Consider the following 24,393-nt stretch of genomic DNA (forward strand, 5'->3'; position numbering starts at 1 on the left):
CAAGCTGTAGCCATGACTTCCACCCAGCCGCCCCTATGGCGCCGCGCCGTCGCCGAGCTGCTCGGCACCAGCCTGCTCGTGACCATCGTCGTGGGCTCCGGGATCGCCGCCCAGCAGCTCTCCCCCACCGACGTCGGCCTGCAGCTGCTCCAGAACAGCACCGCCACGGTGCTGGGCCTGACAGTCCTGATCCTGGTGCTCGGGCCCGTGAGCGGTGCGCATTTCAACCCCGTTGTTTCCATTGCAGACTGGATCCTGGGCCGGCGCAGCGGGACCGGCCTGACGCTGCCGGAGCTGGGCACCTATGCGGCCGCCCAGACTGTGGGTGCAGTCAGTGGCAGCGTGGTCGCGAACGCCATGTTTGAGGTGGGTACTGCCATCTCGACCAAGGAGCGGGCAACCACGGGGCACCTGCTGGGCGAGGTCATCGCGACCGCCGGGCTGGTCCTGCTGATCTTCGCCCTCGCGGCCACCAAGCGTGGCACCCTCGCCGCACCGGCCGTGGGCGCATACATCGGGGCCGCGTACTGGTTCACGTCCTCGACGTCGTTCGCGAACCCGGCCGTGACGGTCGGGCGCATCTTCAGCGACACCTTCGCCGGCATCGCACCGGCCTCCGTTCCGGGATTCGTCCTCGCTCAGCTGGCCGGCGCGGCCGTGGGCCTTGGCCTCCTCCTCATTCTGTTCCCCTCCGCGGCCCGCGCCGCAGACGACGTCGTCCTGCCGCACAGTGCCGAAAGGACCAGCTCGTAGCGACGCTGGCAGTAAAGTAATCCTCATGCGCGGGTCACCAATACCTCACACGCCCGGCCGCCACCGCCCGTGCACCTCCCCCCGGAAGACCGGTAATCACACGTGAAGCTGCGCCTTTTCCCCCAGGAGCCCGCCGGGCTGAACCTCCTCGCCCAGCTGGCAAGCCAGATTGTGCTCGCCACGGGCACCCTGTCGGAGATCCTCGGCGCCCCGGCCAGTGAGAATGCCCGGCTGGTGGAGGACATGCACAACCATGAAGCAAAGTCCGCGGAGCTGCACTTCGCGCTGCTGACCCACATGCGGACCTCCTTTGTGAACCCTCTCCCCCGCGAGGACATGTATGCCCTCTCCCGGTACCTCAACGAGGCGATGGAAAAACTCGATGCCGCCGCGGACATGGTGTCTCTCTATAAACTGGACCGGCTGCCCAAACGTGCCGCGGACCAGCTGGAAATCATCAGCAGGCAGGCTGAGCTCACCGTGGACGCCATGCGCCGGCTGGACAACCTGGACGATCTTGAGGACTACTGGATCGAGGTCCTTCGCCTGTCCAAGCGCGCAGAACGGTCACACCGGGTCTGGGTGGCGGACATGCTCACCGAAATGAAGTCGGCGCGGTACGCACGCACCCGGGACATCGCCGACCAGCTGGTCGACGTCACCAGGGACATGCGGAAGGTCGCGACTCAGGTGGGCAGCATCATCGTCAAGGAATCCTGACGTGATCATCTTCCTGTTTGCCCTGGTGGTGGTCTTCGCCGGGGCATTCGCTTTCCTGAACGGCTTCAGGGACGCCTCGGCGGCGGTGGCACTGGCGGTCCGGACCCGGGCCCTCACCCCCACCGTCGCAGTGCTGCTGGCGGGGTTCTTCAACTTCATCGGCGCCGGGCTGAGCGCCGCCCTGGCCCTCGCGGTCAGCCAGGCCTGGGTGCAGCTGCCCGCGGGCGAGAACGGACTCACCATCCTGCTGGCGGGACTGCTCAGTGCCGTGCTCTGGGGCATCTACACGTGGTGGCGGGGCATCCCGTCGTCCTCGACACACGCCCTCGTGGGTGGGCTGGCCGGCGCCGGGATCGCAAGCGCAGTTGTCGGCGGGTACGGCGTCGGGGGCGTAGATACGTCCCTGCTCTTCCAGGTGGTGCTTCCGCTGCTGCTCTCGCCGCTGATGGCGTTCGCAGGCGCCTACCTGCTGGTCTGGCCCGCGACCTGGGCCGCGCGGTACACGCCGCCGAATGTCGTCAACTCCCGTTCCCGGAGAGCCCAGAGCATAGCCGTGGGCGCCGTGGCACTGGCCCACGGACTGCAGGACGGCCAGCGCACCAGCGCCGTCCTGCTCCTGGCTCTGCTGGCGTCCGGGCTGTCAGATGGCAGCGAGATGCCCATCTGGGTGGCGCTGTTCACCGCTGTCCTGCTGACCGCCGGGACCCTGGCCGGCGGCTGGCGGATCTCCTACACCATCGGCTACCGGATGATCCGGATGGATCCCCTGCGCGGCTCCGTGGCACAGCTGTACAGCGCGGCCATCCTCTTGGTGGGCGCCGTCGGTCTGCACTGGCCCATCTCCACCACACACACGGTCACCTCAGCCGTGCTGGGCGCCGGCGCCAACCAGGGGTTTCCCGCCACGAACCGGAAGGTGGTGATCCGTGTGCTGATGTTCTGGCTGATCACCCCGGCGGTCACCGCGGCAGCCGCGTTTGTGCTGGCGCTGTCCCTGTCACCGCTCGCGGCGCTCTAGCCACCCATCGACTGCTCCACAGGTGCCCTTTAGAGGGGTCAAAACGGCACCTGTGGAGCACTCGATGGGGGTTATCCGAAGCGGCCGGAGACGTAGTCTTCGGTGGCCTTCTGGGTCGGGTTGCTGAACATGGTGTGGGTGTCGCCGTATTCGATCAGCCGGCCGGGCTTTCCGGTGCCGGCGATGTTGAAGAACGCCGTCTTGTTCGACACCCGGGCGGCCTGCTGCATGTTGTGGGTCACGATCACCACGGTGTACTGGTCCTTGAGCTCGTTGATGAGGTCCTCAATGGCGAGCGTGGAGATCGGGTCCAGCGCGGAGCACGGCTCGTCCATCAGGATCACCTGCGGTTCCACGGCGATGGCCCGGGCGATGCAGAGCCGCTGCTGCTGGCCGCCGGACAGCCCGGAGCCGGGCTTGGCCAGCCGGTCCTTGACCTCGTTCCAGAGGTTGGCGCCCTGCAGGGAGCGTTCCACCAGCACGTCGGCCTCACCCTTGGACATCTTCTGGTTGTTGAGCTTCACGCCGGCCAGCACGTTGTCGCGGATGGACATCGTGGGGAACGGGTTGGGCCGCTGGAAGACCATGCCGATCTGCGAGCGGACGGTGACCGGGTCCACGCCGGGGCCGTACAGGTTGTCGCCGTCGAGCAGCACCTCCCCCTCGACCCGGGCGCCGGGGATCACCTCGTGCATCCGGTTCAGGGTGCGCAGGAAGGTGGACTTGCCGCAGCCGGAGGGCCCGATGAAGGCCGTGACGGACTTGGCCTCGATGTTGATGTTGACGTCTGCGACGGCCAGGAATTTGCCGTAGTAGACGTTCAGGTCCTTGACGTCGATGCGCTTAGACATGCTGTTCCTTCACTTGCTGGAGGTGCGGGCTGAAGATTGGGGTCCCCGGGGCCGGGCTAGCGGCCGGTCTTGGGGGCAAACATGCGCGCAATGAGGCGGGCACCGAGGTTGAGCACCATCACCAGGATGATGAGGACCAGGGCGGCTCCCCAGGCGCGCTGCGAGGAGGGATCCGGGTTCGACGGCGAGGTCGGGTTGAGGATCTGCGTGTAGATGAATGTGGGCAGCGAGGCCATCCAGCCGCCGAAGACGTTGTAGTTGATGGAGGTGGCGAAGCCCGCGGTGACGAGGATCGGGGCGGTTTCGCCGATCACCCGGGCGATCGCGAGGGTGACGCCTGAGGCGATGCCGGAGATCGCCGTCGGGATGACCACCTTGAGGATGGTCCGCCACTTGCGGACGCCCAGCGCGTAGGCCGCTTCGCGGAGTTCGTTCGGGACGATTTTGAGCATTTCCTCGCTGGAGCGGACCACCACGGGGATCATCAGCACGGAGAGTGCGACGGCGGCGACGGCACCGGTTTTGGTGCCCGGCCCGACGACGGCGAAGAAGAACGCTGCCGCGAACAGGCCGGCCACGATCGAGGGGATGCCGGTCATGACGTCCACGAAGAAGGTGATGGCGCGGGCCAGGGGGCGGTCGTTGCCGTACTCCACCAGGTAGACGGCGGTGAGCAGGCCCACCGGCACCGAGATGATGGTCGCCAGCACCGTGATCAGCAGCGTGCCGATCAGGGCGTGGAAAATGCCGCCCAGCACCGGGGCGCCTTCCTCGACGCTCTTGTTGTCAAAGGAGCCGGTGACGCCGTTCATCGAGGTGGTGAGGAAGCCGGGGTCCAGGAGCCCCGGGAGGCCGTTGACCAGGACCGTCCAGATCACGGAGAACAGGGGCAGCAGCGCGACGAGGAACGCACCGACCACCAGGCAGGTGGCCAGTTTGTCCTTGGCGCGGCGGGAGCCTTCCACGGCGGCGCTCCAGCCGACGAGGCCGATGGCGAAGATGATTGCCGAGACGAGTCCCCAGCCGAGGGCGTTGAAGCCGATCAATGCGAGGATCGCTGCACCGAGGACCAGGGCGATGCCGAGAACCAGATAGGGGGCCGACTTCGGGAGCTGGCCCTTGGTGAGGGCCGAGCGCTTCTTGACGGGGGTCAGGGTGGCGGTCATTTAGTTGGCTCCCGAGAATTCTTTGTGCCGGGTGATGATCAAGCGCGCGATCATGTTCACGCCGAGGGTGATGACGAACAGGACCAGGCCGGCGGCAATCAGCGTGTTGACCTTCAGGCCGCTGGCCTCGGGGAAGTTCAGCGCGATTTCGGCGGCGATGGTCTGGTTGCCGGACTGGATGAGGCTCGCGGTCAGCGCGCCGGAGGAGAGCACAAGCGCGACGGCCATGGTCTCGCCGAGGGCGCGGCCCAGGCCCAGCATCACGGCGCTGATGACTCCGGGGCGGCCGAACGGCAGCACGGCCATCCGGATCATTTCCCAGCGGGTGGCCCCGAGGGCCAGGGCGGCCTCTTCGTGCAGCTTGGGGGTCTGCAGGAAGATTTCGCGGCTCAGTGAGGTGATGATGGGCAGGATCATGACGGACAGCACGATTCCCGCGGTCAGGATGGTCTTGCCCGTGGCCGAGGCGGGGCCCTGGAAGATCGGCAGCCAGCCCATGTTGCTGGCCAGCCAGTTGTAGGCCGGCGAGATTTCCTTGGCCAGGAACGCAGCGCCCCAGGCGCCGTAGACCACGGAGGGGATCGCGGCCAGCAGGTCGATCACGTAGCCCAGGCCGGAGGCGAGCCTGCGCGGGGCGAAGTGCGAGATGAACAGCGCGACGCCGATCGCGACCGGCGTCGCGATCACGAGGGCGATGACGGCCGCGATCAGGGTGCCAATGACGATCGGCCAGATGTAGGAGACGAAGCCTTTGCCGCCCTGGATCTCGTCCGGAGACGCCACAAGGGCGGGGAATGCCTGGATGAGGAGAAAGAGCGCTACTCCGAAGAGCACGGCCAAGATCAGGCACCCGGCGGCCAAGGTGGCAGCGGAAAAGACCTTGTCTCCGGCGCGGCCTGCGCCCCGGGACTTGGTCAGGGAGGTGGTGGTCACTTCACGGTCCTTCAGATCTTTGTGTACTTCGGACAAACACGTTGGTTCCCTGCCCCGGTGTGGCCGTCGGTGACAGCAGAACCGGGACAGGGAACCAGTTGCAGGCTGGTGTTTCCACTATGCCTGCCAGCGCTAGGGATCCCTAGGACTTGACCTTGATGGACTCAATGGACTTGAGGGTCTTGTCCTGCAGGTCCTTGGACAGCGGCGCGGACTTCGCGGCATCGGCGGCTGCGGTCTGGCCGGCGTCGGAGACGACGTAGCTCTCGAAGGCCTTGACGAGGTCGACGGTCTTCTGGTCAGCGTAGGTGCTGCAGACAATGTGGAAGGAAACCAGCACGATCGGGTAGGCGCCTGCAATGGTGGTCGTGCGGTCCAGCTTGATGGAGAGGTCGTTGGCGTTGCGGCCTTCAACCGGCTTGCCGGCGTCGACTGCCTTGGCGGCAGCGTCGGGGGAGATCTTCGTGTAGGACTCGCCCACCTTGATCAGCGCGACGCCCAGCTTGCCGCTCACGGCGGAGTCATCCGCGTAGGTCACGGCGCCCGGGGTGTCGGTGACGGTCTTGACCACACCGGAGGTGCCCTTGGCGTTCTCGCCCTGGAGGGTTGCAGGCCAGATGCCGGCGGGCTTGTCGGTCCACGCCTCGGGGGCTGCAGCGGCCAGGTAGTCGGTGAAGTTGGACGTGGTGCCGGAGTCATCCGAGCGGTTCACCGGGGTGACCTTGAGGTCCGGGAGCTTGGCATCCGGGTTCTGGGCTGCGATCGCGGGGTCGTTCCAGGTGGCGATTTCGCCGCGGAAGATCTTGGCGACCGTGACGGCGTCGAGGTTCAGTTCCTTGATCTCGGGCAGGTTGAAGGCCACGGCGATCGGGGAGATGTAGACGGGGATGTTGAGGGCGCCGTCGGGGCCGCACTGGGTGGTGGAGCTGGCGTACTCGTCGTCCTTGAGGTAGGCATCGGAGCCGCCGAACTGGGCGGATCCGTCCAGGAGGGCCTTGCGGCCGGCACCGGAACCGTCCGGGGAGTACTGGACAGTGGCGCCCTGGTTCGCGGAGGCGAAGTTGGTCTTCCAAACGTCCATGGCAGCACCCTGCGCGGAGGAGCCGATGCCAGTCAGCGTGCCCGAAACCTGGACGCCGGAAGCGGCCGGTGCGGCGGGAGCGGTCCCGGTTGCGTTGTCCGAGCCACAGGCGGTCAGCGCGAGAGCGCCGGCTGAGATGACAGCGATAGCCGCGTTGCGGCCGAAACGGAGTGCCTTCACTTAGATGTACCCCTTTCAGGGATTTTCTGGATGCGTGCCGGCCGGAGAGGACCGGGCTGTGATGCGTACGGTTTGTACCTTCATTGAAGGTAGGTGCCCCAGATGAAGAGAATGGCCGACCAAGATGAACGAAGGGTTAACGACGCCGGGACATTGGCTTACATCGGCCAGCCACCGTTGCGTCGGCTACGTCACAGCCGTAGGGGTTCCCGCTGACGGTCCGCCGGCTCAGCGGCCAATAGACTGGAGCGCATGGCCCCCGCTATTGGACTTTCCGCAAGCGCCCGCTTCCTGCGCGGCCGCGTCCGCACCGGCCTGGTCCGGAGCCGGAACTCGCTCGTGCCGGCCATCCAGATGACCGCCTGCGCCGTCGGGGCCTACGCGTTTGCCGAGTACGTGCTGGGCCACAGCGGCCCGCTCTTTGCCGCCACGTCCTCCCTCATCTCCCTGGGCTTTTCCCGGGACCCCCGGCTGCGCCGCGTGATCGAGGTCGGCCTGGGCTGCACCATCGGCATTGTTGTCGGTGACCTGCTGCTGCACTGGCTGGGCGCCGGGATGTGGCAGGCCGCCGTCGTGTTGCTGTTCTCGATCCTGCTGGCCCGGTTCCTGGACAGCGGCACCATTTTCACCACGCAGTTGGGGCTGCAGTCCCTGCTGGTGGTGCTGCTGCCGGCGCCCGCCGGGGGGCCGTTCACCCGCAGCATTGACGCCATCGTGGGCGGTGTGTTCGCCCTGCTGGTGACGGTCCTGATCCCCAAGGACCCGCGCCGCGAACCCCGCAACGACGTCAAGAAGCTCCTGCACGAACTCGCCGAGGTGCTGCGTGAATGCGCCTCCGCGCTGAGCTACAGCGACTCCACCCAGGCCTGGCACGCGCTGATCCGCGGGCGGAACTGCCAGCCCCTCATCGATGCCATGCGCCAGTCCCTGCGGGCCTCCGGCGAGGTGGCCACCCTGGCGCCGGCCTACCGCCGGCACCGGGACGAGCTGGACCAGATGGAGCAGTCACTGGACTATATCGACCTCGCCCTGCGTAACAGCCGCGTCTTCGCCCGCCGCCTGACCAGCGCCATCAACCATGCGGCGCTGTCCGACGACGCCACGCAGAACATCGCCGACGTCCTCCAGGACACGGCCGACGCCGTCGACGAGCTCTCCCTGGGCCTGGCGGAAGTCCACGACGGCGTCCGCCGCGCGCACCTGCGGACGGCCCGGACGGAGCTGCGGGAAATCGCCGGCCGGCTGCACCCGCGGCTGCTGGACGTGCAGCGGCTGGAGGGCGAAACGGTGGTGATGCTGTTCCGACCGCTGATGGTGGACCTGCTGGAGGCCGCCGGCGTCGACTCCCGGGAAGCCCGGGACATCCTGCCTCCGCTGTAGCCGCCGCGGCAGGTGCCGCGGGGCGGGAGCGTTCCTGTCGCTGTTGTTGTCGCTGGGCGCGGATAGGGTGGAGCGATGGCTACCAAGACTTCCCGGGCTACCAAGGCGCCGGGCTACAAATGCGGCGAATGCGGCTGGACCACGGCCAAGTGGGTGGGCCGCTGCGGCGAGTGCCAGGCCTGGGGCAGCGTGGAGGAAACCGGCGGCGCCGTGGCGCGCACGACGGCGGCCACCACCGTGCTGGAGCCGGCCCGCCGGATCGCCGAGGTCGACGCGACCACTGCGGCGTTCCTGCCGACCGGCGTGGACGAACTGGACCGGGTGCTCGGCGGCGGGCTGGTCCCGGGCGCCGTGATCCTGCTCGCCGGCGAACCCGGGGTCGGCAAGTCCACCCTGCTGCTGGACGTCGCGGCCAAATTTGCCCGCACCGCGCAGGACGTCCTCTACATCACCGGCGAGGAATCCGCCGCGCAGGTCAAGCTCCGAGCGGACCGGATCGACGCCGTCGCCGAATCCCTGTACCTGTCCGCCGAAACGGACCTCGGCCAGGCCCTGGGCCAGGTGGAGAAGCTCGAACCGCGCCTGCTGATTGTGGACTCCGTGCAGACGCTGAGCAGCGCCGACGTCGAAGGCAGCGCCGGCGGTGTCTCGCAGGTCCGGGAGGTCGCCGCCTCCCTGATCGCCGCGGCCAAACGCCGCAACATGACCACCCTGCTGGTGGGGCACGTGACCAAGGACGGCTCCATCGCCGGCCCCCGGCTGCTCGAGCACCTGGTGGACGTGGTGTGCCAGTTCGAAGGCGAGCGCCACTCCCGGCTGCGGCTGCTGCGGGCGGTCAAGAACCGCTACGGCCCCACCGACGACGTCGGCTGCTTCGACCTGAACGAGGACGGGATTGTGGGCCTGGCCGATCCGAGCGGCCTGTTTGTCTCCCGGACCAAGGAGCCGGTCTCCGGCACCTGCATCACGGTGACCCTGGAGGGGCGACGCCCGCTGCTGGCCGAGGTGCAGTCACTGCTGGCCGAAAGTTCCAGCTCACAGCCGCGGCGGGCCACGAGCGGACTGGACAGTTCCCGGGTGGCCATGCTGCTGGCCGTGCTCCAGCAGCGGGCCGGCTGCCTGTTGAACAAGGACGATTCCTACGTGGCGACCGTGGGCGGCGTGAAGCTCAGCGAGCCCGCCACGGACCTCGCCGTCGCACTGGCAGTGGCCTCGGCGAAGGCCCGGAAACCCCTGCCGGAGCGGCTGATCGCCTTTGGCGAAGTGGGGCTAGCCGGCGAGGTCCGCCCCGTGCCCGGCATCAACCAGCGGATCCACGAAGCCCACCGGCTGGGGTTCACCCACGCCGTGGTGCCCGCGAGCCCGAACGGCCCGGGCCCGGTGCCGGCGGGCTTCTCTGTGCGGGAAGTCGGGCACCTGACCGAAGCGCTGAGCCTGCTGATCAGCTGAGGCTGCCCCGGCGCCCTGCTTTCCTGCTGCCCCGGCGCCCTGCTTTCCTGCCTGACCGCGGCCCCGGCTCCGGGGCTCTGCCGCCTTCGGGCTGTCCTTCCTGCGGGCCGGGCCCGCAGAGGCGACTTAGGACCCTACCCCGCCCCCGGGATCCGGCGGAAAATGGGCGCAGCGGGGCAGGAACGGTCACGGGCGAAGGGATCAGGCCATGATGGGCTACTACGGTAACGGCTTCGGTTGGATGTGGCTCTGGGGCCTGCTGTTGCTGGTCGGAATCGCGGTGCTGGTGCTGCTCGCGGTCCGCCTCTTCACCGGTGGAACCAGCCGCGGCGGCCCGGCCCAGTTCGGACCCTCCGGCGCCCCGCCCTATGGCCAGCCGGGGAGTCCTCCGGGCGGCGGCTTCCCGGGCGGCAAGAGCCAGGCACGGCTGATCCTCGATGAACGCTTCGCGCGGGGCGAGCTCACCGCGGAGCAGTACCGCGAGAATGTGAAAATACTCGGCGAGGAGCCCTAATGCGGCAAATCAGCCGCCGCGACGCCCTGATTGTGGGCGGACTTGGCACGGCGGCCACTGTCGCGGGCGCCGCCGGACTGTGGTGGTCCCTGACGTCCCCGCAGCAGCCGGCCGGCGTCGGCGGCGGCGCAGCCCCCGTGCAGGGTGCCGAGCTGCGCGGTCCGGCCGAACTCCGCAGCGCGGACGGCCTTCTGCAACTCACCCTTGACGCCGCCCCCGGAGGGGTGGAACTCGGCGGCCGCCGGGCCAGCGCACTGTGCTACAACGGCACCGTCCCGGGCCCCACCCTGCGCCTGCGGCCGGGCGATGAGCTCAGCGTCCGGCTGGAGAACGGCCTCACCGCACCGACCAACCTGCACCTCCACGGAATGCACGTGTCCCCGGAGGCCGACGCGGACAATGTGTTCAGGACCGTCCTGCCCGGCCAGGGCTTTGACTACCGATACCGGCTGCCGCCGGACCACCCGCCGGGTGTCTATTGGTACCACCCGCATCACCACGGCATGGTCGCAGACCAGATCTTCGCCGGGCTCTTCGGGGCGATCATCGTCGAAGATCCCGAGGCCATCCCGGTGAGCACGGAGCGGGTGCTGCTGGTCTCGGACACCACCCTGGACAGCGCCGGGAACATCGCCGCGGTGTCTCCGATGGAACGCATGGCGGGCCGGGAGGGTGAACTGCTCCTCCTCAACGGGCAGAGCAACCCGCTGCTCACGTCCGCCCCGGGCGCCCGGGAGCGGTGGCGGATCATCAACACCTGCGTGGCCCGCTATGCCCGGCTCCGGCTCGACGGCCAGCAGCTGCAGCTGCTCGGCATGGACTCGGGCCGGTCCCCCGAACCCGAAACCGTCGACGAACTCCTGCTGGCGCCGGGCAACCGGGCGGACCTGCTCGTGACCGCTGCCGCCGGCGAAGCCGTATTGCAGGCCCTCCGCTATGACCGCGGCGCCATGCCGGGGATGATGGGCCGGGGACCGGTGCGGGCCGGAGGGGCGAGTGCGCTGGCGACCTTCCGGGTCATCGGCTCCACGGCCATCCCGACCGACGCCGTCACGCCCGGCGCCGCCACGTCCCGGCCGGCCCAGGAGGACCTGAGGACTGCCGCCGTCGCCGCACGCCGGCAGCTGGTCCTGTCCATGGGTGCGGGACTCCGGGGCGGCGGCGGGGGGATGGGCGGCATGATGCGGTTCACCATCAACGGCCGTGAATACAGCGAGGCCCGCACGGACACGACGGTCACGGCCGGAACCGTGGAGGAATGGGCGCTGGTCAATACCAGTCCCATGGACCACCCCTTCCACCTGCATGTGTGGCCGATGCAGCTCATCGACGACAACGGCCGGGCAGCCGGTTCCGTGGTGATGCGGGACGTGGTGAACGTGCCGGCGAACGGCCGCGCGACCGTCAGGATCGCGTTCCGCGACTTCAGCGGCCGCTCGGTGTACCACTGCCACATCCTGGACCATGAAGACCTGGGCATGATGGGCGTGATCGAGGTCCGCTGAGGCGGAAAACCTCTTGTTATTCATACCCCCCAGGGGTATGGTGAAGCTGTACTCAAATTGGCGGGCAATCTCCCCAGGAGCGCGCATCATGGAACACCGGCACAGCAGCCAGGCCGTCAGCGGCCAGCAAGTAAACCACCCCCAGGAGGGGCAAGGCGACACGCAGCCTCACGGTATGAGCGCGCACCGCCACGGCGCGCACGCCCCGGCCGCGACCGGCTCCCGGCAGGACGACGAGCACCTGGTGCACAGCCACGGCCAGCACGCAGGACACAGCGTGGCGATGTTCAAGAACAGGTTTTGGCTGACTCTGGCCCTGGCTGTGCCCGTGGTCTATTTCAGCCCCATGTTCGCGGACCTGCTCGGCTACCAGCCCCCGGTGTTTCCCGGGTCCGACTGGATCCCTCCGGTGCTCGGGACGGTCATCTTCTTCTACGGCGGTCAGCCGTTCCTCAAGGGCGGCCTGAATGAGCTGAAAAACCGCAAGCCGGGGATGATGCTGCTGATCACCATGGCCATCACCGTCGCCTTCACGGCCTCGTGGGTGACCACCCTGGGGCTCGGCGACTTCGGGCTCGATTTCTGGTGGGAACTGGCCCTGCTGGTCGACATCATGCTGCTGGGGCACTGGATCGAAATGCGCGCCCTAGGCTCTGCCCAGGGCGCCCTGGATGCGCTCGCGGCGCTGTTGCCGGACGAGGCGGAACGCCTCACCGAGTCCGGAACCGAAACCGTCAGGGTGTCCGAGCTCAGGAGCGGCGACACCATCCTGGTCCGCTCCGGCGCCCGGATGCCGGCGGACGGAACCGTGATCGACGGGCAGGCCGCATTCGACGAATCGATGATCACCGGCGAGTCCAAGACCGTCCTCCGCTCCCCCGGCGACCCCGTGGTCGCGGGAACCGTCGCCACGGACAACAGCCTCCGCGTCCGGGTGACAGCCGTCGGTGACGACACCGCCCTTGCCGGCATCCAGCGTCTCGTCGCCGAGGCCCAGTCCTCATCCTCCCGGGCCCAGGCCCTCGCCGACCGCGCCGCCGCCTTCCTGTTCTACTTCGCCGCCGGGGCGGGCGTCATCACCTTTATCGCCTGGACCCTGCTGGGCAGCATGCCCGACGCCGTCGAGCGCACCGTTACGGTGCTGGTAATCGCCTGCCCGCATGCCCTGGGCCTCGCTATCCCGCTGGTCATCGCCATCTCCACGGAACGGGCCGCCCGGGCCGGGGTGCTGATCAAGAACAGGATGGCGCTCGAGCGGATGCGGACGGTCGACGTCGTGCTGTTCGACAAGACGGGGACCCTGACCAGGGGCGAGCCAGAACTCAAGGATCTCGCCGCCGCCGACGGGACCGGCCGGGACGAATTGCTCGCGCTGGCCGCTGCGGCGGAATCTGACAGCGAGCACCCGCTGGCCCGCGCGATCGTGGCGGCCGCCCGCGGGCGCGGACTCCCTATCCCGCAGGCGAGCGGTTTCACCTCCCTGACCGGCCGCGGCGTCCGCGCCACGATTGACGGCAGGACGGTCCTGGTGGGCGGCCCGACCCTGCTGCGGGAAGTGGGAGCAGCGGAACCCCCGGCCCTGGCCGCCGCCACGGCGGCCTGGCGGGACCGGGGCGCGGCGGTGCTCCACGTGGTGGACGGCAACACCGTGCTGGGCGCCGTGAGCCTCGAGGACGCGGTGCGCCCGGAATCCCGCCAGGCGGTCGCGGCCCTGCAACACCGCGGAATCAAGGTCGCCATGATCACCGGCGACGCCCGCCAGGTGGCCCGGGCGGTCGCGGCCGAGCTGAACATTGACGAGGTCTTCGCCGAGGTCCTTCCGGCCGACAAGGACAAGAAAGTCGCGGAACTGCAGTCCCGCGGCCTCAGGGTGGCCATGGTGGGCGACGGCGTGAACGACTCCCCCGCCCTGGCCCGCGCCGAGGTGGGGATCGCGATCGGCGGCGGGACCGACGTCGCGGTGGAGTCCGCCGGAGTGGTGCTGGCCGGGAACGACCCCAGGGCGGTGCTGTCCATGGTGGACCTGTCCCGGGCCAGCTACCGGAAAATGTGGCAGAACCTTATCTGGGCCACGGGCTACAACATCGTGGCCGTGCCGCTGGCCGCCGGCGTCCTGGCATTCGCCGGGGTGGTCCTCTCGCCGGCCGCCGGCGCGGTGCTGATGTCCGCCTCCACGATTGTGGTGGCCCTCAACGCCCAGCTGCTGCGACGCCTGAAACTCAATCCGGCCAAGGTCGGCTGACCGGACAGTGGCCCCCATGCCGGAGACCAGCCCCCGCCATCCGTCCTTCGGGCGGTCTTTCGCCCGGGTGGGCCCACGGATGGACGCCCGCGGGGCCGCTGACCACCGCCGGCGCCTCGTGGCGGCCGCGCACGGCGCCGTCGTCGAAATCGGGGCGGGCTACGGGGCCACCTTCCCGTTCTATCCTGCCGCGGTGTCAGGGGTGCTGGCACTCGAACCGGACCCCACACTCCGGGAGCTGGCCCGGGCCGCCGCAGCCAGGGCGCCGGTGCCGGTCACCGTGGAAGACGGTGTGGCGGAGTCGCTGCCGGCGGCGGACTCCTCGGTCGACGTCGTGGTCTCCAGCCTGGTGCTGTGCAGTGTGGCGGACCAGGCTGTCGCCCTCGCGGAGGTGGTGCGGGTCCTGCGGCCGGGCGGCCTGCTGCTGTTCTACGAGCACGTCCGTTCCGCGCACCGCATACTGGGGGCCGCCGAAGACCTGGTCACGCCGCTGTGGAGCCGGCTGGCCGGCGGATGCCATCCGAACCGGAACACCGCCGACTCGATCGCCGCCGCCGGCCTGACGGTGCAGGGCCTGGAGCGCTTCGGCTTTTCCGCACTGCCCGGCAATCCGCGGCTGGCCCACCTGCTGGGCGTCGCCAGCAAAGCCTGAGCGGCCGCCTGCTCAGCGAACAACCCGAGCTGGTGGCGCTGCTGCACCAGCGCGCCAGCCTGTGGTCCGAGCGCGACGATCCGATGGAGGATGCGGTCCGGCACGCAATGGCTGCCCAGGACCTGTGGCGCGGCCAGCGGACCGCACCAGTTCGATCCCTGCCCCGGTCAACGGGCACCTCCCCGACCACTGCTCGGCCTGGTCACGAAGATCCGCGACCTCGGCATCCCCTTGATGTCGTTGGAAACCATCGTGGCAACAAACCACGGCAGAACCGGGCCCGAGGATCGCACTCCCCCGGAAGATTCGACCGGGGCCCCGCCGTGGAACGGGCTCCGGATAGTTCCGTGAAGGCTCTCCTCCCAAAGGCTGAGACCAGATCGAGACCGAAGGTGAATCGTCGGCGTAGCCACAAGCTTTGCCGCCTTCACCATTCCCTCCAGTCAATGCGGGCGGTTAGGCGCTTCGGGGGCGCTTGCCGTGACCGTGCAACCTTGCAAGGCCGTCAAGGAGCAGGTCCAGCCCGAATTCGAACTCCCGACCGTAGTCGTAGCCGGGTTTCATGACGTGTTCGGTGGAGAACTCGACGAGGTAGGGGTAGTCCTTTGGGGAAGACTGATCCATCATCTGCTCGGCAACTTCGATGACCGTCTCGGGGCCGTTGATGGGAAGGGTGGCTTCGGAAAGCGCGAAGCCGTACACGTAGGCATCGATCAGGGCGAAAGCATGGGCGGTCATTTCCACGGAGAACCCCGCTTCGCGCAGGGTGCCGATGACGGCGTCGTGGTGCTTCAGTGTCGCCGGTCCGGGGCTTGTGCGCGTCTGCACGAGGCCGATGGCCCAGGGGTGGCGCCGCATCGCAGCACGAGCAGAGGCGGCCCGCCGCCGCATCTCGGGCCGCCACTCGCCGCCGATTGCCGGAAGCTCGATCTCGCTGAAGACAATGTCGACAATGCCGTCAAGGACCTCATCCTTGTTGGCGACGTGGTGGTAGATAGACATTGGCTTGACCTGGAGCGTGTCGGCCAGTGAGCGCATCGTCAAGGCGCCAATGCCGCCGGCATCGGCAACGGCGACAGCACCGCCCAACACCAGGCTCCGGCTGAGCCTTGCACGGCCGGGGTTCGTTCCTGCAGGCATCCAGACTCCCTATTTTTCTTGTAGAGCCCATAGCTCTTTCGTACTAAGTACGATACAGTAACCGTACTTAGTACGACGAACCGACCGGAAGGAACCACCATGACAGACCACAGGAACGCGGGGGCCGTGCAAAAGGACGGAATCGCCGACACGATGGAAGCCATCGTGCAGGACCGGTACGGCGCCGTCGACGCCCTCCGTCACGGCCGGACTGCGCGTCCGGAAATTGCTGAGAATGAAGTGCTGGTCCGCGTGCACGCTGCGGGCCTGGACCGCGGAACCTGGCACATGATGACGGGCCGCCCGTACCTCCTGCGCATCCTCGGGTTCGGATTCCGGGGGCCGAAGAATCCGGTTCCCGGGATCGATGTCGCCGGCACGGTTGCCGCCGTCGGTTCCGTCGTGTCCCGGTTCGCCGTCGGGGACGCCGTGTACGGGATGTCCCGAGGCTCATTCGCCGAGTACGCCGCGGTGCTGGAGGACAAGCTCGCCCACAAGCCGTCGAACCTGTCATTCGAACAGGCAGCAGTGGTCCCGATCTCCGCCGGCACCGCCCTCCAGGCCCTTGACGCGGGGCGCGTGGAGCGCGGGCAGAAGGTGCTGATTCTGGGCGCCTCGGGCGGTGTCGGCACCTACGCCGTGCAGCTGGCCACGTCCCTCGGTGCGGAAGTCACCGGTGTGAGCAGCGCCGGGAAGACCGATCTGGTGCTTTCCCTTGGAGCCGAGCGCGCACTCGACTACACGCAGGATGACTTCGCCGACGGAACGCGTCGCTACGACCTGATTCTCGACATCGGAGGGAACCCGCCGCTGTCACGACTGCGCCGGGCCCTCACACCCACCGGGACGGCCGTCATCGTCGGGGGCGAGGAAGGCGGCAGCTGGACGGGAGGCTTCGGCCGGAGCCTGCGGGCACCGTTGCTGTCCATGTTTGTGCGGCAACGCCTGACCATGCTCGCTTCCCAGGAACGCGCCAGCGACCTCGAACGGCTCACTTCACTCATCGAGGCGGGCGAGGTGACCCCAAGCGTCGACAGGACCTACGCCCTCGAAGAGGTGGCCGAGGCAATGCGGCAGCTCGAAGCGGGAGACGTTCGAGGCAAGATTGCCATCACCATCATCGGATAAGCCGGCAGAACATGACACAACACAGCCGATGGACTCGAGCGCACCTTCGCCCTGAACCACCTCGCACCGTTCCTCTCCTCAAGCGGCTGCAGCAGAGCGGCCCGGCACGGGTGGTCACCGTGTCCTCCAACGCACAGGCCATGGGCCGCATGAACTTCACCGACCTCCAAAGGGAGCACTCCCATTCCGGTGCCCGGGCATGGGGCGGAAGACCCGGGCCGTGCCCAGCGGCTCCTCGTCCCGCTACTGCGCCCCGTCATGCTGACAACAGCCGAGGGCGCCGCCACGTCAGTCCACATCGCCTCCGCCCCCGACCTCGACCAGGTAAGCGGCCGCTTCTTCGCCAAACGCACCCCCCGCCGTTCCTCCGCCGCCAGCTATGACGAGGCCGCCGCCGCAAAGCTATGGAACGTCAGCGCCGAAATAGCGGGCCTGACCCCGGCTGGCTAATCCAGGTCGGTCACGTCCGGCTGAACCCACGGTGCCCTGCAGACGACGACCGGTATGGGGCGTGGGCCCGGTTGCGGCGTATCGGCGGCAGGTAACTGGGCGGGAGCGTCGGCCACCGGCCGCGCGCGCCCCAGGCACGCAAAAGGGGCGCCTGCCGCGATGGCAGACGCCCCTTCCGTCAATCAGTCAAGCCATTGAGCCCCGGCGCTTAGGCCTTCTTGGGCGGCAGTGCCAGCTTGAAGACCTTGGCCCAGGTGGAGCCGACCTGCTTCCAGATCGGGCCGGTGGTGTACGGCAGGCCGTAGCGCTTGCAGATTTCCTGCACCTTCGGCGCCACCTCGGCGTAGCGGTTGGACGGAATGTCCGGGAAGAGGTGGTGCTCGATCTGGTGCGAAAGGTTGCCGGTCATGAGGTGCATGAACTTGGAACCGGAGATGTTGGCCGAGCCGATCATCTGCCGCACGTACCAGTCCCCGCGGGTCTCCCCTTCCACCATTTCCTCGGTGAAGGTGTCCGTACCGTCGGGGAAGTGTCCGCAGAAGATCACCGCGTGCGCCCAGACGTTGCGGACGGCGTTAGCGGTCAGGGTGCCATACAGCGCCTGCTTGCCGGAGCCGGTCAGCATGGCGACGGCGGGAGTGGCAGCGTAGTCCTTGGTGAACTGCGTGAGCGCCTTGCGGCCAAGGGCCTTGAGGTCCTTGGTGAGGGCTTCCTTGGACTTTCTGCCCTCTTTGTAGTCGTTGAGCTCGAGGTCATAGATCGCGATGCCCCACTCGAAGACCGGGGCCAGCAGGGCGTTGTAGAGCGGGTTGCCCAGGTTGAACGGCTTCCACTCCTGGTCGGCGTCCATCCGCAGCAGGTTGTATCCGACGTCGTTGTCCTTGCCGATGACGTTCGTCCAGCGGTGGTGCAGATCGTTGTGGGTGTGCTGCCAGGCGCGCGCCGGGGTAACGAAGTCCCATTCCCAGGTCGTGGAGTGGATGTCCGGGTCCCGCATCCAGTCCCACTGGCCGTGCAGGATGTTGTGCCCGAGCTCCATGTTTTCCAGGATCTTGGCGAAGCTAAGCAGCGTGGTCCCGGCAACCCACGCCGCCTTGTGCTTGCTCACCAGAAGCGTGGCGCGACCGGAAATCTCCAGTCCGCGCTGGATCTTGATCATCCGGCGGATGTAGGCGGCGTCGGATGCTCCGCGCTTGGCAAGGATGTCGTCCTTGATGGTGTCGAGCTCACGGCCCAGCTCGGCGATCTGCTCGTCGGAGAGATGCGCGGCAGCCGGCGGCCGCAGGGTCGGGCTGCCCGTCTCGGCCAGGGCGCCGGGCCGCGTCTTCACGGCAGCGGGCGCCTTGCGCTGGGGCGCGTCCTCGGAAAGGTCAGGCTTGTCGGAAACAATCGTCATGCTGGTACTCCTCAGAGGTCGAGGTTAACGGGTCCGGCGGCTGCCGAAACACACGTCTGGATTAGTTGGCCGGGCTCGCCATGGACTTCGTCCGTGCGCAGGTCACGAACCTGGCCGGCCCGGAGGGGGATAAGGCAGCTGTGGCAGATGCCCATGCGGCAGCCGCTGGGCATCAGGATGCCGGCGTCCTCGCCGACGTCGAGCAGCGGGGTGTCGCCGTCGGCTTCGACTTCGCGGTCCGAGGACTCGAAAGTGACCAGACCGCCGTCGTGCCCTGCGCCGCCTGCCAGCTTGGTGCTGAAGCGTTCGATGGTGAGGGTGGCCTCCGAGGCGGGCTCGGCGGTTGCAGTGTCCGCCCCCCACAGGGCCTCGGCGTCGTCCAGAAAACTTTCCGGGCCGCAGGCGTACGCGGCGCGCTGCCGCCAGTCCGGGCAGAGCTCGTCCAGCCCGGCAACGGAGCTGAAGTCAATCCGCCCGCGTTCCCCGGTGAACCAGTGGATGACGCGGAAGTTCGGAAACTGGTCCGCGAGCTCGGCCAGTTCCTCACGGAAGATGGCGTCCGCGGGGGTCCGGGCGGTGTGGATGAGGACGACGTCGGAGTCCGGGCGGTGCGGCACGAGCGTGCGGATCATCGACATCACCGGCGTGATGCCGCTGCCGGCGGTGAGCATCAGCAGGGGCCGCGGGTGCTCCGGAAGGACAAAGTCGCCCTGCGGCGGCGCCAGGAAGAGCACGTCGCCCGGCCTGGTGTTGCGCACGAGCGTCCCGGAGACGGCCCCCATGTCGCTGACAGTGATGGCCGGGTCCTGCCCGGCGGGGGCGCTGAGCGAGTAGGACCGCCAGTGGCGGACACCGTCGAGCTCGACGCCTATACGGGCCCACTGGCCGGCAAGGTGTGCTTGCCAGCCGCGGCCGGGACGGAAGAAAATGGTGGCGGAGTCGGCCGTTTCTGGAACCACCCTCGTTACCACGCCGCGCAACTGGCGGGCGGAAAACACAGGATTGAACAGCGCCAGAATGTCTTCTGGAGCTAGGGGGGTGGTCAGTAGAGATGCGGCGCGCGCCAGCTTACGGAGCCGGATCATTCATCAATCTTATGTCAGATAGGGTCATAGTTCTTCACCCAAGGCATACGATCGACGTGAAGAAACTATCTCCCCGCAACAACTTTGGAACGGCCTTATGAACGCTTCCCCGACGGCGACGCCCGCCTCCCCCGCCTACGACCCTCCGTGGCTTGCCCTGCCGCGGGAGGTCAGTGACGTGCTCCGGCCGATGATGCCGGGCATTGTCGAGGCCATCATCAACGCCGTGCCGCAGCTTGTGCCGGCCTACGCCCGGCCGATCGAAGGCCGCTTCGGGCGGGGGCTGCGCCGCGGTGTGGCAGCGGCACTGGAGCGCTTCCTGCAGCTCCCGGGCACCCGGCTGCCCGCCCTCTCGGAGGAAAGCAGGCAACTCGTGGCCGGGCTGGGGAGCGGCGAATTCCGCCAGGGCCGGAGCATGGATGCGCTGCTGAGCGCCTACCGGATGGGGGCCCGCGTGACCTTCCGCGAGATGTCCCGGGTGTCCGTGGAGCACCACCTTGGCCAGACCGTGGTCGTGGACCTGGGCGAATCGATCCTGGCCTACATCGACGAGCTTTCCGCGGTCAGCGCCGAGGCGTATGCCTTTGAACAGTCCGAACGCGCCGGCGCCGTGGACCGCCGGCGCACCGAACTGCTCGACCTGCTCCTGCTGGGGCAGGCCGATGAGGCGGCCCTGCGCCAGACGGCCGCCATGGCGGACTGGTCCCTGCCGCAGCGGATGGTGGTGGTGACACTGCCGGTGAACCGGTCCGCGGGGCTTCGGATCCGGCTGGGGGCGGGAACCCTGGTGATCGAACGCGAGACCGACGCCGTCGCTCTGGTTCCCGTCCGGCTGTCCCAGACCGCGCGGGTGGACCTGGACAAGGCCCTCCGCGGCCGCGGGGCGGCCGTCGGGCCGGCCGGAGGCTGGGAGAAGGTCCCGGACTCGCTGCGCCTGGCAGTGCTGGCCGCCTCGGCGCTGCCACCGCGGGACGGCCCTGACGACCCGCCGATCTGGGCCGACGAGCATCTGGCCGAGGTGATTCTCGGGGCGGAACCCTCGGCGATCGCCGAACTCGCCAACCGCCGGCTGGCACCGCTGGAGGGGCTGCGCCCGGCCCAGCGCGAGCGCCTCGCGGAGACGCTGCTGTCCTGGCTGCGGCACTGGGGCCAGCGCGCCCCGGTGGCGGCGGAACTCGGAATCCACCCGCAGACCGTGGGCTACCGCGCCGCACAGCTCCGCGAGCTATTCGGGGACACCCTGGAGGACCCGAAGGCGCGGTTCGAACTGGAACTGGCCCTGCACGCCGGCAGGCGTTAAGCACGGCAGGCGTTAAGCACGGCAGGCGTTAAGCACGGCCGGCGTTGGGTACGGCTGGGGGGCACGGCCGGCGTTGAACACAGCAGGGGCTCAGCACAGCACGCGCAAGCAGAACGGGCATTGACCGGCCGCGCCGGCGCCCCGCCGTCGTCTACGCCTGACCGGTGAGCGCTTCCCGGCTCTGCAGCCGCAGCTCGAGGTCGTTCATCACGATCGCGGCCAGGTCCTGCAGCGCGCGGGTGTCCTCGGCGCTGAACTCCCGCGGTTCCCGGTCCAGGATGCAGAAGGTGCCCAGGTTGTGGCCGTCCGGGGTGCGCAGCGGAACACCGGCGTAAAATTGCAGGCCGAATTCGCCGGCCACCAGCGGGTTGGCGAGGGTGCGGGGATCCCTGGCGGCGTCCCGGATGATCCAGGCTTCGTCCTGCAGGATCGCGGAGGCGCACAGCCCGGGGTCGCGGCCGATCTGCGTGACGTCGGTGCCGTGGTGGGCCTTGAACCAGATCCGGTCATGGTCGACCACGCTGACGATCGCCACGGGTACGGAGAACATCCGGGCCGCGAGGCCCGCTATCCGGTCGAAGGCGCCGTCCGCCGGGGTGTCCAGGATCCGGTAGCGCTCGACCGCGCGCATCCGGCCTTCCTCGTCCGAGGTCACCGGCGCCGGCGCCGGGTCCATGCGGTGGCGCGCGGCACTGTTGATGACCTCCTGGCGCAGGGCCAGCGACACTTCCCGGGCCGGCGGGCGCTGCTCCGGGTCGCGGGCCAGCATGGAGGACAGCAGCGCAACCCACATGGGCGCAAGCTCCTCGGGGATCTGCGGGTCGTTGAGCAGCCGCGCGACGGCGGACTGGATGGGCGCGCCGGGGTACGCCATCTTTCCGGTCAGCCCCTCGAGCAGCACCAGGCCAAGCGAATACACGTCGCTGAGCGGTCCCACCGGCTCGCCGGCCGCCTGCTCGGGGCTGAGGTAGGCCGGTGTCCCGGAGGTCCCGCCTTCATCCGACACCGGGCCGCTGCGGGTGAAGACGGCGACGCCGAAATCGGTGAGCTTGGCCCGCGGGCGGCGGTCCTTGTTGCTGTAGTCCACGAGCAGGATGTTTGCGGGCTTGACGTCCCGGTGCACGATGCCGTGGTGGTGGATGTAGGAAAGCCCGTCCGCCAGGTCATAGCCGATGTGGGCCATGTGCACCGCCGAAAGCGCGCCCTGGGCACCGCGGTGGCGCAAATCCTGCCCGCGCACCAGCTCCATCACCAGATAGGTGAGCCGGTCACTCGGGTCGCTCAGGTCGGCGCCCGCGTCGAAGAGCGTCACGAGGGAGTGGTGGCTCATTCCGGCCAGGATGCGGATTTCCTCGCCCTGCCGGCGGGTCTGCTCCAGATCGTCCGCGTCGTTGCGGAAGAGCTTGACCGCCACCTCGCGCTGCAGGAGTTCGTCGTAGGCCCGGTACACGGTGGATTGGCTGCCACGGCCAATAAGGTCTTCAATCCGGTAGCGGCCGCTCAGCAGGTACCCGGATTCCATACGCTGCCTCGGGGTGACCGGAGTGGCACGTGCCGGCTGTGAAATGAGCTCAGTCAAGTGGTGTTCGTTGTCCCTTGTAGCGGGGTCCGCCGGTGGCGCCGGCAGATCAGTCCAAAACCGGCAGTGGTGAAGATCCGGCGCCCGCATAATTAGCAAGGTTACTTATGATACCGCGGTTTGTCGATTCAGGAAGACCTGCGGGCTAACCATTTTCTCCGCCCGCAGGCGGGCGCCGGCCGCTACTTGGCGGGGTTGTGGGTGCCGATCGGCAGCAAAGTCAGGTCGGGTTGGTTCTTCTCGATCCGGCGCAGCGCCCACACATCATTGAACAGCGCGAGGTATTCGCCGTCGGAGCGCAGCAGCACCTCGGCGCCGGGCACGTTGGCCAGCGCCGGCATGGCGTCCGCCGTTGAGATCCTGGCGATGGAGTACGGCAGGCGCTCCAGGCGCATCGGCGCGCTGAAGTCGTGCGCCATGCGGTCCTCCACCACTTCGAACTGCATGGGGCCGACGGCGGCCAGCACCGGGGCCTGGTCGCCGCGGACGTCCGAGCGAAGCACCTGGATGACGCCCTCGTGCTCGAGCTGCTCGATGCCGCGGCGGAACTGCTTGAAACGGCTGGGGTCCTTGGAGCGAGCCACCTGAAAATGCTCCGGCGCGAACAGCGGAATGGCGGGGAACTCCACCGGCGCCTCCAGGAACAGGCTGTCGCCCACACGCAGTGAGGAGGCGTTGACGAGTCCCACAACGTCCCCGGGGAAGGCCTCGTCGATGACCTCGCGTTCCCGGCCGAAGACCTGCTGGGCGTACTTGGTGGCGAAGGACTTGCCGGTACGGCCCTGCGTCACCACCATGCCGCGTTCGAATTTGCCGGAACAGACCCGGATGAAGGCGACGTGGTCGCGGTGTGCCTTGTTCATGCCGGCCTGGACCTTGAAGACGAACCCCGAGAACGGAGCATCGACGGGCCGCGCGGCGCCGTCGACGTCGGGCCGAGGGGCGGCCGGCGGGGCGAAGTCCACGAGGGCGTCGAGGATCTCCTTCACCCCGAAGTTCAACGCGGCGGAGCTGAAGAGGATCGGGGTGGCCTTGCCTGCGTGGAAGGCCTCGACGTCGAACTCAAGGTTGGACTCGATGACCAGCCCGGCCTCGTCCACGGCGTTGGACCAGTCATCACCCTGGCTGGCCGCGGCCTGATCCGGGGTGAAGTACTCGGTGAGGGCGATGTTGGCACCGGCGTTGTTGCGCTTGAACTGCGCGAAGCGGTCATTGCGCAGGTCCCACACGCCGCGGAAGTCACCGGAGATGCCGACGGCCCAGGTCAGTGGCATCGGCTGCAGGCCGGTGCGCTCGGTGATCTCATCCATGAGGGCCAGCGCGTCCAGGCCGGGCCGGTCCCACTTGTTGATCACGGTGATGATGGGCAGGTTGCGCTGCTTGCAGACCTCAAAGAGCTTCATGGTCTGGGTTTCCAGGCCCTTGGCGGCGTCTACGAGCATCACGGCGCAGTCGACGGCGGCCAGCACCCGGTAGGTGTCCTCCGAGAAGTCAGCGTGGCCGGGGGTGTCCAGCAGGTTGATCACGGTGTCCCGGTAGCCGAACTGCAGGGCCGCGGAGCTGATCGAGATGCCGCGGTCCTTTTCCATCTGCATCCAGTCCGAGACCGTGTCCTTGCGGTTGGACTTGCCGCTGGAGGCGCCGGCGGTGCCGATCACCTTCGCGTGCAGCGCCAGCGCCTCGGTCAGCGTGGACTTGCCGGCGTCAGGGTGTGAAATGACCGCGAAAGTCCGACGCCGGGCCGCCTGCTTGTGAATCTCCTGGACTCGGGCGGGGCTAAGGACTTCTTGGGACACGGTGCTACTTTCGCTGCGGCGTTGAATGGTTGCGCTCCCGGGTTGGCGGGAATCCGGCTGGCCCGCCGGGATCGC

21 protein-coding genes are annotated in these 24,393 nt (G+C 68.3%); 12 read left to right on the forward strand and 9 right to left on the reverse strand.

From position 1 onward, the window contains the following. Nucleotides 1-12 precede the first annotated feature (12 nt). The 3 genes from QK291_RS01685 to QK291_RS01695 all read left to right on the forward strand — a co-directional run bounded on the left by QK291_RS01685 (nt 13) and on the right by QK291_RS01695 (nt 2,491). Nucleotides 13-753: an MIP/aquaporin family protein gene (locus QK291_RS01685; RefSeq protein WP_282378499.1), complete on the forward strand. Its 741-nt coding sequence runs from the start codon at nt 13-15 to the stop codon at nt 751-753. Nucleotides 754-855: 102 nt separating this feature from the next. Next, complete coding sequence (locus tag QK291_RS01690) at nt 856-1,473, forward strand: nuclease PIN (protein WP_282378501.1); 618 nt, start codon at nt 856-858, stop codon at nt 1,471-1,473. A 1-nt stretch (nt 1,474) separates the two neighbouring features. Next, nucleotides 1,475-2,491 carry an inorganic phosphate transporter gene (locus tag QK291_RS01695; protein ID WP_282378502.1) on the forward strand — a complete coding sequence of 339 codons (1,017 nt, stop codon included), beginning with the start codon at nt 1,475-1,477 and terminating at the stop codon, nt 2,489-2,491. Between the two features lie 71 nt (nt 2,492-2,562). Here QK291_RS01695 and pstB read toward each other — a convergent pair whose 3' ends face one another. The 4 genes from pstB to pstS all read right to left on the reverse strand — a co-directional run bounded on the left by pstB (nt 2,563) and on the right by pstS (nt 6,702). Beyond that, complete coding sequence (pstB, locus tag QK291_RS01700; RefSeq protein ID WP_282378503.1) at nt 2,563-3,342, reverse strand: phosphate ABC transporter ATP-binding protein PstB; 780 nt, start codon at nt 3,340-3,342, stop codon at nt 2,563-2,565. Nucleotides 3,343-3,398: 56 nt separating this feature from the next. Beyond that, on the reverse strand, nt 3,399-4,508 hold the full coding sequence (gene pstA, locus QK291_RS01705; protein ID WP_282378504.1) for a phosphate ABC transporter permease PstA: 1,110 nt from the start codon (nt 4,506-4,508) through the stop codon (nt 3,399-3,401). Next, nucleotides 4,509-5,441: a phosphate ABC transporter permease subunit PstC gene (gene pstC, locus QK291_RS01710; RefSeq protein WP_282378506.1), complete on the reverse strand. Its 933-nt coding sequence runs from the start codon at nt 5,439-5,441 to the stop codon at nt 4,509-4,511. It lies immediately after the preceding gene. A 142-nt stretch (nt 5,442-5,583) separates the two neighbouring features. After that, nucleotides 5,584-6,702 (reverse strand): phosphate ABC transporter substrate-binding protein PstS, encoded by a 1,119-nt coding sequence (gene pstS, locus QK291_RS01715; protein WP_282378508.1) that lies wholly within the window; start codon nt 6,700-6,702, stop codon nt 5,584-5,586. A 252-nt stretch (nt 6,703-6,954) separates the two neighbouring features. On the opposite strand from pstS, the gene QK291_RS01720 reads away from it, so the two are divergent. The 6 genes from QK291_RS01720 to QK291_RS01745 all read left to right on the forward strand — a co-directional run bounded on the left by QK291_RS01720 (nt 6,955) and on the right by QK291_RS01745 (nt 14,444). Next, a complete protein-coding gene (locus QK291_RS01720; RefSeq protein WP_282378510.1) occupies nt 6,955-8,082 on the forward strand; it encodes an FUSC family protein in 1,128 nt (375 codons plus the stop codon). Between the two features lie 75 nt (nt 8,083-8,157). Beyond that, the gene (gene radA / locus QK291_RS01725; RefSeq protein ID WP_282378512.1) at nt 8,158-9,531 is read left to right on the forward strand and encodes a DNA repair protein RadA; all 1,374 of its coding nucleotides are present in this window, start codon (nt 8,158-8,160) and stop codon (nt 9,529-9,531) included. A gap of 208 nt (nt 9,532-9,739) precedes the next feature. After that, the gene (locus tag QK291_RS01730) at nt 9,740-10,045 is read left to right on the forward strand and encodes an SHOCT domain-containing protein (RefSeq protein ID WP_282378514.1); all 306 of its coding nucleotides are present in this window, start codon (nt 9,740-9,742) and stop codon (nt 10,043-10,045) included. Further along, a complete protein-coding gene (locus tag QK291_RS01735; RefSeq protein ID WP_282378516.1) occupies nt 10,045-11,550 on the forward strand; it encodes a multicopper oxidase family protein in 1,506 nt (501 codons plus the stop codon). Before QK291_RS01730 ends, QK291_RS01735 begins: the two co-directional genes overlap by 1 nt. 175 nt (nt 11,551-11,725) lie before the next feature. Continuing rightward, a complete protein-coding gene (locus QK291_RS01740) occupies nt 11,726-13,792 on the forward strand; it encodes a heavy metal translocating P-type ATPase (protein ID WP_282378517.1) in 2,067 nt (688 codons plus the stop codon). 16 nt (nt 13,793-13,808) lie between these two features. Then, the gene (locus tag QK291_RS01745; RefSeq protein WP_282378519.1) at nt 13,809-14,444 is read left to right on the forward strand and encodes a methyltransferase domain-containing protein; all 636 of its coding nucleotides are present in this window, start codon (nt 13,809-13,811) and stop codon (nt 14,442-14,444) included. Between the two features lie 456 nt (nt 14,445-14,900). Here QK291_RS01745 and QK291_RS01750 read toward each other — a convergent pair whose 3' ends face one another. Then, complete coding sequence (locus QK291_RS01750; RefSeq protein WP_282378520.1) at nt 14,901-15,584, reverse strand: TetR/AcrR family transcriptional regulator; 684 nt, start codon at nt 15,582-15,584, stop codon at nt 14,901-14,903. A gap of 99 nt (nt 15,585-15,683) precedes the next feature. Here QK291_RS01750 and QK291_RS01755 point away from each other — a divergent pair, with 99 nt between their 5' ends. Both QK291_RS01755 and QK291_RS01760 read left to right on the forward strand, forming a co-directional pair. Further along, complete coding sequence (locus tag QK291_RS01755; protein WP_282378522.1) at nt 15,684-16,712, forward strand: NAD(P)-dependent alcohol dehydrogenase; 1,029 nt, start codon at nt 15,684-15,686, stop codon at nt 16,710-16,712. A 258-nt stretch (nt 16,713-16,970) separates the two neighbouring features. Beyond that, nucleotides 16,971-17,162, forward strand: a complete 192-nt coding sequence (locus tag QK291_RS01760) for a hypothetical protein (RefSeq protein WP_282378524.1) — start codon at nt 16,971-16,973, stop codon at nt 17,160-17,162. Nucleotides 17,163-17,370: 208 nt separating this feature from the next. Here QK291_RS01760 and QK291_RS01765 read toward each other — a convergent pair whose 3' ends face one another. Next, complete coding sequence (locus QK291_RS01765) at nt 17,371-18,558, reverse strand: acyl-CoA desaturase (protein ID WP_282378526.1); 1,188 nt, start codon at nt 18,556-18,558, stop codon at nt 17,371-17,373. An 11-nt stretch (nt 18,559-18,569) separates the two neighbouring features. Beyond that, a complete protein-coding gene (locus tag QK291_RS01770; RefSeq protein WP_282378529.1) occupies nt 18,570-19,643 on the reverse strand; it encodes a ferredoxin reductase in 1,074 nt (357 codons plus the stop codon). Between the two features lie 97 nt (nt 19,644-19,740). On the opposite strand from QK291_RS01770, the gene QK291_RS01775 reads away from it, so the two are divergent. Further along, complete coding sequence (locus QK291_RS01775) at nt 19,741-20,943, forward strand: helix-turn-helix domain-containing protein (protein WP_282378531.1); 1,203 nt, start codon at nt 19,741-19,743, stop codon at nt 20,941-20,943. A 151-nt stretch (nt 20,944-21,094) separates the two neighbouring features. Here the strand turns inward: QK291_RS01775 and QK291_RS01780 are convergent, their stop codons facing one another. Continuing rightward, on the reverse strand, nt 21,095-22,522 hold the full coding sequence (locus QK291_RS01780; protein WP_282378533.1) for a GAF domain-containing serine/threonine-protein kinase: 1,428 nt from the start codon (nt 22,520-22,522) through the stop codon (nt 21,095-21,097). Nucleotides 22,523-22,704: 182 nt separating this feature from the next. Continuing rightward, nucleotides 22,705-24,318 (reverse strand): peptide chain release factor 3, encoded by a 1,614-nt coding sequence (locus QK291_RS01785; RefSeq protein WP_282378535.1) that lies wholly within the window; start codon nt 24,316-24,318, stop codon nt 22,705-22,707. Nucleotides 24,319-24,393: the final 75 nt, after the last annotated feature.

The sequence above is a fragment of the Arthrobacter sp. AL12 genome (genome assembly GCF_029960645.1).
Taxonomy (GTDB): domain Bacteria; phylum Actinomycetota; class Actinomycetes; order Actinomycetales; family Micrococcaceae; genus Arthrobacter.

What these genes read in the sequence shown, in the direction of transcription:
- QK291_RS01685 (WP_282378499.1), top strand. Translation starts at nt 13, where the DNA reads ATGACTTCCACCCAGCCGCCCCTATGGCGCCGCGCCGTCGCCGAGCTG.
- pstB (WP_282378503.1), bottom strand. Translation starts at nt 3,342, where the DNA reads ATGTCTAAGCGCATCGACGTCAAGGACCTGAACGTCTACTACGGCAAA.
- pstA (WP_282378504.1), bottom strand. Translation starts at nt 4,508, where the DNA reads ATGACCGCCACCCTGACCCCCGTCAAGAAGCGCTCGGCCCTCACCAAG.
- QK291_RS01720 (WP_282378510.1), top strand. Translation starts at nt 6,955, where the DNA reads ATGGCCCCCGCTATTGGACTTTCCGCAAGCGCCCGCTTCCTGCGCGGC.
- radA (WP_282378512.1), top strand. Translation starts at nt 8,158, where the DNA reads ATGGCTACCAAGACTTCCCGGGCTACCAAGGCGCCGGGCTACAAATGC.
- QK291_RS01730 (WP_282378514.1), top strand. Translation starts at nt 9,740, where the DNA reads ATGATGGGCTACTACGGTAACGGCTTCGGTTGGATGTGGCTCTGGGGC.
- QK291_RS01735 (WP_282378516.1), top strand. Translation starts at nt 10,045, where the DNA reads ATGCGGCAAATCAGCCGCCGCGACGCCCTGATTGTGGGCGGACTTGGC.
- QK291_RS01740 (WP_282378517.1), top strand. Translation starts at nt 11,726, where the DNA reads ATGAGCGCGCACCGCCACGGCGCGCACGCCCCGGCCGCGACCGGCTCC.
- QK291_RS01745 (WP_282378519.1), top strand. Translation starts at nt 13,809, where the DNA reads ATGCCGGAGACCAGCCCCCGCCATCCGTCCTTCGGGCGGTCTTTCGCC.
- QK291_RS01750 (WP_282378520.1), bottom strand. Translation starts at nt 15,584, where the DNA reads ATGCCTGCAGGAACGAACCCCGGCCGTGCAAGGCTCAGCCGGAGCCTG.
- QK291_RS01755 (WP_282378522.1), top strand. Translation starts at nt 15,684, where the DNA reads ATGACAGACCACAGGAACGCGGGGGCCGTGCAAAAGGACGGAATCGCC.
- QK291_RS01760 (WP_282378524.1), top strand. Translation starts at nt 16,971, where the DNA reads ATGCTGACAACAGCCGAGGGCGCCGCCACGTCAGTCCACATCGCCTCC.
- QK291_RS01765 (WP_282378526.1), bottom strand. Translation starts at nt 18,558, where the DNA reads ATGACGATTGTTTCCGACAAGCCTGACCTTTCCGAGGACGCGCCCCAG.
- QK291_RS01770 (WP_282378529.1), bottom strand. Translation starts at nt 19,643, where the DNA reads ATGATCCGGCTCCGTAAGCTGGCGCGCGCCGCATCTCTACTGACCACC.
- QK291_RS01775 (WP_282378531.1), top strand. Translation starts at nt 19,741, where the DNA reads ATGAACGCTTCCCCGACGGCGACGCCCGCCTCCCCCGCCTACGACCCT.